This window comes from Eubacterium ramulus, from assembly GCF_003122485.1.
GTDB lineage: Bacteria > Bacillota > Clostridia > Lachnospirales > Lachnospiraceae > Eubacterium_I > Eubacterium_I ramulus_A.
Genome location: NZ_JRFU01000043.1, coordinates 1 through 9,896, shown reverse-complemented (window position 1 = coordinate 9,896; position 9,896 = coordinate 1). Strand labels below are relative to the sequence as shown.

General features: G+C 43.2%; 10 protein-coding genes. All 10 read left to right on the top strand.

The window, feature by feature from the left end; all coding sequences use genetic code 11:
- On the top strand, positions 1–230 hold a 230-nt coding region (rpsF, locus tag LG34_RS03935), incomplete at its 5' end, for a 30S ribosomal protein S6 (protein ID WP_109214977.1).
- 27 nt (positions 231–257) lie between these two features.
- Complete coding sequence (locus LG34_RS03930) at positions 258–701, top strand: single-stranded DNA-binding protein (RefSeq protein WP_109214976.1); 444 nt, start codon at positions 258–260, stop codon at positions 699–701.
- A 53-nt stretch (positions 702–754) separates the two neighbouring features.
- On the top strand, positions 755–979 hold the full coding sequence (rpsR, locus tag LG34_RS03925; protein ID WP_330427535.1) for a 30S ribosomal protein S18: 225 nt from the start codon (positions 755–757) through the stop codon (positions 977–979).
- 169 nt (positions 980–1,148) lie between these two features.
- A complete protein-coding gene (locus LG34_RS03920) occupies positions 1,149–3,002 on the top strand; it encodes a glycerophosphodiester phosphodiesterase family protein (RefSeq protein ID WP_109214974.1) in 1,854 nt (617 codons plus the stop codon).
- Between the two features lie 133 nt (positions 3,003–3,135).
- Positions 3,136–5,181 carry a DHH family phosphoesterase gene (locus LG34_RS03915; RefSeq protein ID WP_109214973.1) on the top strand — a complete coding sequence of 682 codons (2,046 nt, stop codon included), beginning with the start codon at positions 3,136–3,138 and terminating at the stop codon, positions 5,179–5,181.
- Positions 5,181–5,627, top strand: coding sequence for a 50S ribosomal protein L9 (gene rplI, locus LG34_RS03910; protein WP_109214972.1), 447 nt, complete (start codon positions 5,181–5,183; stop codon positions 5,625–5,627). Before LG34_RS03915 ends, rplI begins: the two co-directional genes overlap by 1 nt.
- 122 nt (positions 5,628–5,749) lie before the next feature.
- On the top strand, positions 5,750–7,078 hold the full coding sequence (dnaB, locus tag LG34_RS03905; protein WP_109214971.1) for a replicative DNA helicase: 1,329 nt from the start codon (positions 5,750–5,752) through the stop codon (positions 7,076–7,078).
- A gap of 24 nt (positions 7,079–7,102) precedes the next feature.
- Positions 7,103–7,480, top strand: a complete 378-nt coding sequence (locus LG34_RS03900; protein WP_109214970.1) for a metal-dependent transcriptional regulator — start codon at positions 7,103–7,105, stop codon at positions 7,478–7,480.
- Positions 7,481–7,844: 364 nt separating this feature from the next.
- Positions 7,845–9,179: an NADP-specific glutamate dehydrogenase gene (gene gdhA, locus LG34_RS03890; protein WP_109214968.1), complete on the top strand. Its 1,335-nt coding sequence runs from the start codon at positions 7,845–7,847 to the stop codon at positions 9,177–9,179.
- Positions 9,180–9,415: 236 nt separating this feature from the next.
- Positions 9,416–9,670, top strand: a complete 255-nt coding sequence (locus LG34_RS03885) for an HPr family phosphocarrier protein (RefSeq protein WP_109214967.1) — start codon at positions 9,416–9,418, stop codon at positions 9,668–9,670.
- The last annotated feature ends 226 nt before the right edge of the window (positions 9,671–9,896 follow it).

The following is a 9,896-nucleotide window of genomic DNA, read 5'->3' as shown; positions in this document are numbered from 1 at the left end:
CAGTTGTTGAGAAAGCAAAAGAGTACATTACTCGTTTTGGCGGTACAGTAACAGAAGTTGAGGATTGGGGTAAGAAAAAATTAGCTTACGACATCCAGAAAATGAGCGAAGGCTTCTATTACTTCATTCAGTTCGATGCTGCAGCAGAAGTACCTGCTGAGTTAGAGCAGAGTGTTCGTATCATGGACAACGTGCTGAGATTTTTATGCGTTAGAAAAGACGAGGCATAATTTCACAGTAGAAAAGGAGTTATCCTTATGAATAAAGTAATTTTGATGGGACGTTTGACCCGTGATCCTGAGGTTCGTTATTCTCAGGGTGAACAGGCAACCGCAATCGCAAGATATACAGTTGCAGTAGATCGTAGATTCCGTCGTGACGGCGACAGCCAGTCAGCAGATTTTATCGGCTGTGTAGCATTCGGACGTCAGGCAGAGTTCGCAGAGAAATATCTGCGCAAAGGAATTAAGATTGCCCTTACAGGCCGTATCCAGACCGGAAGTTATACAAACCGCGATGGACAGAAGGTTTACACAACAGATGTTGTTGTTGAGGAGCAGGAGTTTGCAGAGAGCAAAGCCGCAAGTGCTGAGCATACAGGAGGTTTTGCGCCGGCAGACAGACCGTCACCAAGCAATGCAGTGAGTGATGGTTTTATGAATATTCCGGACGGAATTGATGAAGAATTACCATTTAACTAAACAGGAGGTAAACTATCATGGCTTATAATAAAGATGAAAAAAGCAATTCTCCGATGAAGAGAAGAGGCGGCCGCAGAAGAAAAAAAGTTTGTGTATTCTGTGGAAAAGACAATGTAATCGATTACAAGGATACAAATAAATTAAAAAGATACATCTCTGAGAGAGGAAAAATCCTTCCGAGAAGAATCACAGGAAACTGTGCAAAACATCAGAGAGCTATCACTGTAGCAATCAAAAGAGCACGTCACGTTGCTTTAATGCCGTACGTACAGGATTAATTTTGACAACAGACTCCCCGGAATTTTTCCGGGGAGCTTTTTGCATTCTTTAGAGCAGATAGAAGTTCGATGAAAAGAGTGAATTATGTCTGCAGGAAAGAATACATTGTGAATTGATCGGGCAAATGAATTAGTTTTGAAAAATAACAGAATACAATAGAATAATCATATGAAGAAAATTATACGTTATCTGCGTTATGCATTTAGATTACTGAAATTGAATATTGGTACACTTTTAGTGTTTGAACTTTTATATAAATTTGTTTCCATGGCAGTATTTAAGCCGCTGCTCAGTGGTCTGATGAAACTGGCATTGAAGGCACAGGGGTTAAGTTACCTGTCTGATGAAACCATGGGAACGTTTTTGAAAGCCCCGCTGACTTGGGTGTTTTTAGTATTGATTGTATTTGGTATGGCATTTTTTACGATGTTTGATATCTGCTGTATCATTTGCTGCATCCATGCGTCTTTCCGAAAGCAGGAAATGCCGTTGCTGGCATTGATCCGGCAGGGATTTAAGACGTCGTTGCGAGTTATCTATCAGCGAAATATCATTATGATGCTGTATTTGCTCATCATCATACCGATGACACATGCACTGGTGATTTCCGGTTATATTACAAAATTTACGGTGCCGCAGTTTATTGTGGATTACATTATGTCCCATACGTGGCTGGCAATTCTGTATGTTGGATTCTGGGTTTTTATCGGACTGCGGTCTTTCCATTGGATTTACAGTCTGCACTATTTCTGCCTGGAAAACTGCAATTTCAAGCAGGCGCGTAAAAGAAGTTTTCGTCTGCAGGGAAAACACTACTGGCGGGATATGGCAGTTGTCGTTGGCTGGAGTCTGGCTTGCATTGGAATCTATTACGGAATCATTCTGTTTGGTTCCTGGCTGGTTTCCAAGGTAAATCTGGCATTGCCGACACATGACCTGTTCAGTAGTCTGACACTTTCCGGTATTTCCCTGTTGATGGATGTGTGCGGAGCAATATTTTTCTGCTTTGATCTGCCACTGTTTTTCCTTTGTGTCAGCTTGTTATTTTACTATTATAAAGCTGCATCCGGAGAGAAGATTCCGGGACAGTTTAAAAATCTGGATAATGCCTATCGTCTTACCAAAACCGGTTGGGCGAAAAAACTGTATCTGTATCGGAAACGGATCATTGCCATCAGCATTGTGGTGGCGATTGGAGTAAACTTTGCGTATACTTTTGCGGATAAACGGGGCGTGTTACATATGGGGCTGGATAATCCGGTGGAGGTAACTGCGCACAGAGGCTATTCTACTGAGTATCCGGAAAATACGATTCCGGCATTTAAGGGTGCCATCACAGTTGGTGCAGACTGGGCGGAGCTGGATGTTCAGCAGACAGCAGACGGGGAAGTGATCGTGATGCACGATTCCAGTCTGAAACGTACCACAGGGCTGGATAAAGAGGTATGGCAGGTAACCTGGGATGAAATTAAGAATCTGGACAACGGAAGCTGGTTTAATAAGAAGTTCCAGACGGTCCGCATTCCGACGCTGGAAGAAGTTTTGAAAGTATGCCGTGGAAAAATCCGGTTAAATATTGAGATCAAACCAAGCGGACATGACAAAGATCTGGAAGAACAGGTGGCAAAATTATTGAAAGAATACCATATGCGGGATACCTGCGTGGTGTCTTCCCTGAAATACGAGTCCCTGCAAAAAGTGAAAGAGGCAGATTCGAGTATTGAGACCGTATATATTACGTCCGTTTCCTATGGAAACTTTACGGATCTGGAATATGCGGATGGCTACAGTGTGGAATCCACGATGCTGAGCCAGAGTTTTGTAAACCGTGCCCAGAAAGCAGGAAAACAGATTTATGTATGGACGGTTAATTCTGAGGATCAGCTGGAAAAGGTGGTCGGCATGGGGATCGACAACGTGATCACAGATGATCCGGTTATGGCAAAAGAGCTGATCTATAAGCAGGATCACAGCACATTCTGGGATCGGTATGTCAATCAGCTGCTTTCTATTGAAAACTAGGAAAATAAGCGAATAAACTCAAGTTAGCAACATAAAACAAAAAGCTTCCTAATCGCGTCAAAGTGTGGTATACTTACTAGATAGTATCGGTCTGTATAGAATCTGAGAGGAGTTTTTAGCAAAAGGAGTTATCATGCGACAGGATATTAAGTTGAAGGGAAAATTAAAAGGATATACGCAGACACCGCTGATGTTGACCCTGTTATTTGCGGCAATGGATGTGTGGATGTATGTTCTGAATGTAAAGGCGGGGATCCTTGGAACAATTTTCGTGGCAATTTACTTTTTTGTCATGTTGTTTGTTTACTGGAGAAATCAACCGATTCTGCTCAATGAACTGATTGATTTTGCTACACAGTATGGCACCGTGCAGAAGCGTCTTTTAAATGAATTTGAGGTTCCATATGCTGTTATGGATTCTGCGGGCAAGTTACTGTGGATGAACCACCAGTTTGAGCTGCTTTCCGAAAAAGATAAAGGATATCACAAATCTATCACTACGATTTTTCCGCAGGTTACGCGGGAACTGATGGAGAAAGAGGACGAGCTGGAGCTGATGGTACAGCGGGAAGAAAAAGTGTACCGGGCTTCTGTGCATAAGATCCATTTTGCGGATATTCTGCATGAGAGCAGCAGTATAGAATTGGCAGAGAAGAAGCAGTATCTGCAGGTGATCTATCTGTTTGATGAGACACTGCTGACACAGTACCGCATTGAAAATCAGGAAATGCAGATGGTTTCTGCCCTTGTCTATATCGACAACTATGATGAGGTTCTGGATACGGTCGAGGAAGTAAAACAGTCGCTTCTGGTAGCACTGGTCGACCGTAAAGTGAATAAATTTTTTGCATCCATCGACGGTCTGGTGAAAAAGACCGAGAAGGATAAATATTTTGTCGTATTCCAGCATAAATATCTGGAAAAAATGGAGGCAGAGAAATTCAGTCTCTTAGAAGATGTCAAAAGTATCAAAGTCGGAAATGAGATGTCTGTCACCCTCAGTATGGGTATCGGATATGTGGGAAATGATTACACGAAAAACTATGAACATTCCCGTATGGCCATCGATCTGGCTCTTGGCCGTGGCGGAGATCAGGTCGTTGTAAAGACCAGAGACAAGATTTCTTATTTTGGCGGAAATAACCGTCAGGTGGATAAGACTACCCGTGTCAAAGCGCGTGTAAAGGCGCTGGCGCTGCGTGAGATCATGATCAGCAGGGATAAGTTCTTTATCATGGGACATAAGATCGCAGATATCGATTCTTTTGGCGCAGCCATTGGAATTTACTGTGCTGCCCGTCAGCTTGGCAAAAAGGCGCAGATCGTAATTGATGGAGTCAATACGACATTGCGGCCGCTGAAAGAGTGTTTTACCTCAGAAAACGGTTATCCGGATGATATGTTTATCCCGAGCCAGCTGGCAATCGACGAGCTGGATTCTCATACTGCCCTGATCGTTGTGGATACGAACCGTCCGAGCTACACCGAGTGTCCGACGCTGTTAAACCGTGCAAGAACCATCGTTGTATTTGACCATCATCGTCAGTGTGAGGATGTGATCAAAAATACGGTGTTATCTTATACCGAACCGTATGCTTCTTCGACCTGCGAGATGATCGCGGAAGTATTGCAGTATTTTGATGAGGATATCAAGCTTTCCGCGCAGGAAGCGGATGCGATCTATGCTGGTATCCTGATCGATACCAACAACTTTGTATCCAAGACGGGTGTCCGTACGTTTGAGGCAGCTGCTTATCTGCGCCGCTGTGGTGCGGAAGTTACCAGGGTACGAAAAATGCTCAGAAATGATATGTCTGCATACAAGGCGAGAGCGGAAGCCGTGCGCCATGCAGAAGTTTACAGAAATATGTTTGCAATCAGTGTGTGTCCGGCGGATAATATTGAGAGTCCGACGGTGGCATGTGCACAGGCAGCCAATGAGCTGCTCAATATCATTGGAATCAAAGCTTCATTTGTGCTGACAGAGTATCATGAACAGATCTATGTCAGTGCCCGTTCCATTGATGAGATCAACGTACAGTTGATTATGGAGCGCTTAGGCGGCGGTGGCCATATGAATTCTGCGGGAGCGCAGTTGACCGACTGTACGCTGGATGAGGCAAAACGTACCATCGAAAATACACTGGATGAGATGATAAAGGAAGGAGATATCAAGTAATGAAAGTGATTTTGTTAGAAGATGTAAAAAACCTTGGAAAAAAAGGAGAGATCGTAACAGTCAGTGATGCTTATGCGAGAAACGTGATCTTTGCAAAAAAACTGGGACTGGAAGCAACCGGTAAGAATCTGAATGATCTGAAGCTTCAGAACAAACATGCAGATAAAGTGGCACAGGAACAGTTAGAAGCAGCAAAAGCGCTTGCAAAGGAACTGGAAGATAAAGTAGTAGAAGTAAAGATGAAAGCAGGAGAAGGCGGACGTACCTTCGGCTCTGTTTCCACAAAAGAGATCTCTGCAGCAGTAAAAGATCAGCTTGGATTAGAGATCGATAAAAAGAAAATGTCACTGAACATTCCGATCAAAGCATTTGGAACCTTTGACGTGGCAGTAAAACTTCATGCAAAAGTAACTGGTTCTCTGCGTGTGAAAGTTACTGAAGCGTAAAAAGCTTTCATAACGCAGAATGAGTCCTGTAATTGAATTGCGGAAAAAACAAATTAAAAGCAACATAAATGGATGACAAAGATCCGTTTGATAAATTTTAGAGCTAAAGGAGCGACAGAGGTATGGAAGAAGCTTTGGTAAAGCGTATCATGCCGCATAGTCTGGAAGCGGAACAATCCGTCATCGGTTCGATGATCATGGACAGAGATGCGATCCTGACGGCATCCGAGCAGCTGGTCAAAGATGATTTTTACCATCAGCAGTATGGGATTTTGTTTGAGACGATCACAGAGCTGTTCAACAGTGGAAGCCCGGTAGATCTGATCACTCTTCAGAACCGGCTCCGTGAAAAAAATGTGCCGCCGGAGATCAGCAGTCTGGAATACGTCGGGGATCTGGTCACTGCCGTTCCGACATCTGCAAATATCAAATACTATGCGGATATTGTAAAGGAAAAAGCAGTTTTACGAAAACTGATCAAGATCAACGAGCAGATTGCAGACACCTGTTATCTGGGTAACGAGAGTCTGGAGACGATTCTGGAGGATACAGAAAAAAGTATTTTCAATTTATTGCAGAGTCGGAGTAACAGCGATTATGTGCCGATCAAACAGGTTGTTTTAAATGCGTTGGATAAAATAGAGCTGGCATCCCGGACGCAGGGAAATGTCACCGGAATCCCGACCGGATTTATCGATCTGGATTACAAGCTTTCCGGTCTTCAGCCTTCCGATATGATTCTGGTTGCAGCACGTCCTTCTATGGGTAAGACAGCATTTGTTTTGAATATTGCACAGTATGCAGCGTTTCATGAAAATATGGCAACGGCGATCTTCAGTCTGGAGATGTCAAAGGAACAGCTGGTGAACCGTCTGTTTTCTCTGGAATCCAGAGTGGATGCCCAGTTACTCAGATCCGGTAACTTATCGGATGCAGACTGGGAAAAACTGATCGAAGGCGCCGGAACCATCGGAAAGTCTCATTTGATCATAGATGATACGCCGGGTATTTCGATTTCAGAGCTGCGAAGCAAGTGCAGAAAATACAAGCTGGAACATGACCTGAAGCTGGTCATCATCGATTACCTGCAATTGATGTCCGGTTCCGGCAGATCAGATTCCAGACAGCAGGAGATATCAGATATTTCACGATCCTTAAAACAGTTAGCCAGAGAGCTGAATGTGCCGGTGATCGCACTGTCACAGCTCAGCCGACAGGTGGAGCAGCGACCGGATCACAGACCGATGCTTTCCGATTTGCGTGAGTCCGGAGCCATCGAGCAGGATGCCGATGTGGTTATGTTTATCTATCGTGATGACTATTATAACAAAGATTCAGAAAACAAAGGTATTGCGGAGATCATCATTGCAAAACAACGTAACGGTCCGATTGGAACCGTGAACCTGGTATGGCTGCCGCAGTATACGAAATTTGCAAACATGGAAAAATAAAGTATGAATAAGGAGGTACAGGGGATGCAAATTCATCAGTCAGCAGAAGATTATTTAGAGTGTATTTTGAAGTTGAGCAAAGAACTTCCGGTGGTTCGTTCCATCGACATTGCAAATGAAATGAACTACTCCAAACCGAGTATCAGTGTTGCAATGAAAAATCTGCGCTTAAATGGCTACATTAACGTAGACAACAGCGGTTTTATCACTCTGACAGAAAGTGGTATGGAGATCGCTTCTAACATTTATGACAGACATCTGATCCTGCGCAAATGGCTTGAGTTTCTTGGAATTGATCCGGAGATCGCAGAGCAGGATGCATGCAAGATCGAGCACACACTCAGCAAAGAGACTTATACCGCACTGAGAAAACACATCTTAGACGAAATGGGAGAACTGTAAAGAAGAAGCAGAGGTTTCTGGTTTTGATGAAAATCAAGATCAGGGGCTTCTGCTTCGTTGTTTCTCTCAGTCTTATTAAAGCAGGCATGATTGTCTGTTTGGTTGGCAAAGGTATGTGCCGGCACACTGTCTTGCAAAAATAAGAAGCTGTTTTGGGGAAAAACAGAGAAAATAAAAAAATTTTTTGTGCTGGATTACAAAAATATTGTGCTGAGTGACGGAAATGGTTTCAAATTATGCAAGAAACACGTAAAATCACGCTTAAATGTGAAAAATATGACAAAATTTAAAAAAAATATTGCATAATCCTTCATAAGATAATAAAATGATGATGTTGAGATTATTAAAAAAAAGGAGATACGAGATGAGCTACGTAGACGAAGTACTCGAGAGAGTAAAAACAAAAAATGCTGCTGAACCAGAATTCCTTCAGGCAGTAGAAGAAGTATTGGAATCCATCAGACCAGTTGTAGAAGCAAACGAAGAGCTTTACAGAAAAGAGGCAATCTTAGAGCGTATCACAGAGCCGGACAGACAGTTCAAGTTCCGTGTAGCATGGGTTGACGACAATGGTCAGGCACAGGTAAACACAGGATACCGTGTACAGTTTAACAACGCAATTGGACCGTACAAAGGTGGTCTGCGTCTGCATCCATCTGTATATCTTGGAATTATTAAATTCCTTGGTTTCGAGCAGGTATTCAAAAACTCCTTAACAGGTCTTCCAATCGGAGGCGGTAAAGGTGGATCTGATTTCGATCCTAAGGGCAAATCTGATCGTGAGGTTATGGCATTCTGCCAGAGCTTTATGACAGAGCTTTACAAATACATCGGTGCTGATGTCGATGTACCGGCTGGTGATATCGGAACAGGTGCAAGAGAGATCGGTTATCTGTATGGTCAGTACAAGAGAATCACAAGATTGTACGAAGGCGTTCTGACAGGTAAAGGACTTACTTATGGTGGATCTTTAGCACGTACAGAAGCTACAGGTTACGGTCTGTTATACATGACAGAAGAACTTCTGAAATCCCATGGACAGGACATGGCAGGCAAGACTTGCGTTGTATCCGGTGCTGGTAATGTTGCAATCTATGCAATCCAGAAAGCACATCAGTTAGGCGCTAAATGCGTAACATGCTCTGATTCTACAGGATGGATCTATGATCCGGAAGGAATCGATGTTGACTTACTGAAAGAGGTTAAAGAAGTAAAACGTGCACGTCTGACAGAGTACGCAGCAGCTAGACCAAGCGCTGAGTATCATGAGGGACGCGGCGTATGGAGCGTAAAATGCGATGTTGCTCTTCCGTGTGCTACACAGAACGAGTTGCTTATCGATGATGCAAAAGCATTAGTTGCTAATGGCTGTATCGCAGTTTGCGAGGGCGCTAACATGCCTACAACTCTGGATGCTACACAGTATCTGCAGGAGAACGGTGTATACTTCGTTCCTGGTAAAGCTGCAAACGCTGGTGGTGTTGCTACATCCGCACTTGAGATGTCCCAGAACAGTGAGCGTTTAAGCTGGACATTCGAAGAAGTAGATGCAAAACTGAAAGACATCATGGTTAACATCTACCACAACATCGATGACGCTGCAAAACGTTACGGCAAAGAGGGCAACTATGTTGCAGGCGCTAACATCGCAGGTTTCGAGAAAGTTGTAGATGCTATGCTTGCACAGGGTGTTTGCTAATCATTGAAATCTTGAAAAAAGATAAAATTGGCATACATTTTGCTTGATAAAAATGAAGAGACTGTGGGACAGAACAACTGTTCCGCAGTCCTTTTTTTGCGTGAAAAAACGACCAAGAAATGATAAAAAATGCATGACATTTCAGTAAAAGTAACGGTTTTTGAAAAGATGCTTGTCAAACATAGAAATAAGGACTAAACTACAATAGTGTATTAGACGGAGGTTAGGAAAGACGTATGAGTAAGAAAGAAATTGTCATTGCAGATGTCGTAAATAAGTACGATAATCCAATTGCAGAGTTAGTACAGGTAGCCTGCCAGTTTTCCAGCTCACTGTATCTGGTGCGTGGAAATCATCGCATCAATGCAAAAAGTATTATGGGGATCATGGCTTTCAACCCGCACAACGGTGTGGAAGTTGAAATTGAGGCTGAAGGCGCAGATGAAGCAGATGCTTTAAATGCCATGGAAAAATTTTTGCTCTGTATGTAACTTTATAGTATATCAGTTTAGTGAAGAAGCACCGGATATTCCGATGCTTCTTTTTTTAATCCAATTTAAGTACGTCCTTCATTCAATTCTGCAAAAGTAATAAATAAGGAGACTTCCCTATATCAGGAGGAGATGCAAGATTCTTCCGACTCAAAAAAGAGCGCCCGGTCGGACGCTCTTTCATCTCAGTCTGAGTTGAGACTCCCACTTCTGCAAGTGGTGAGTA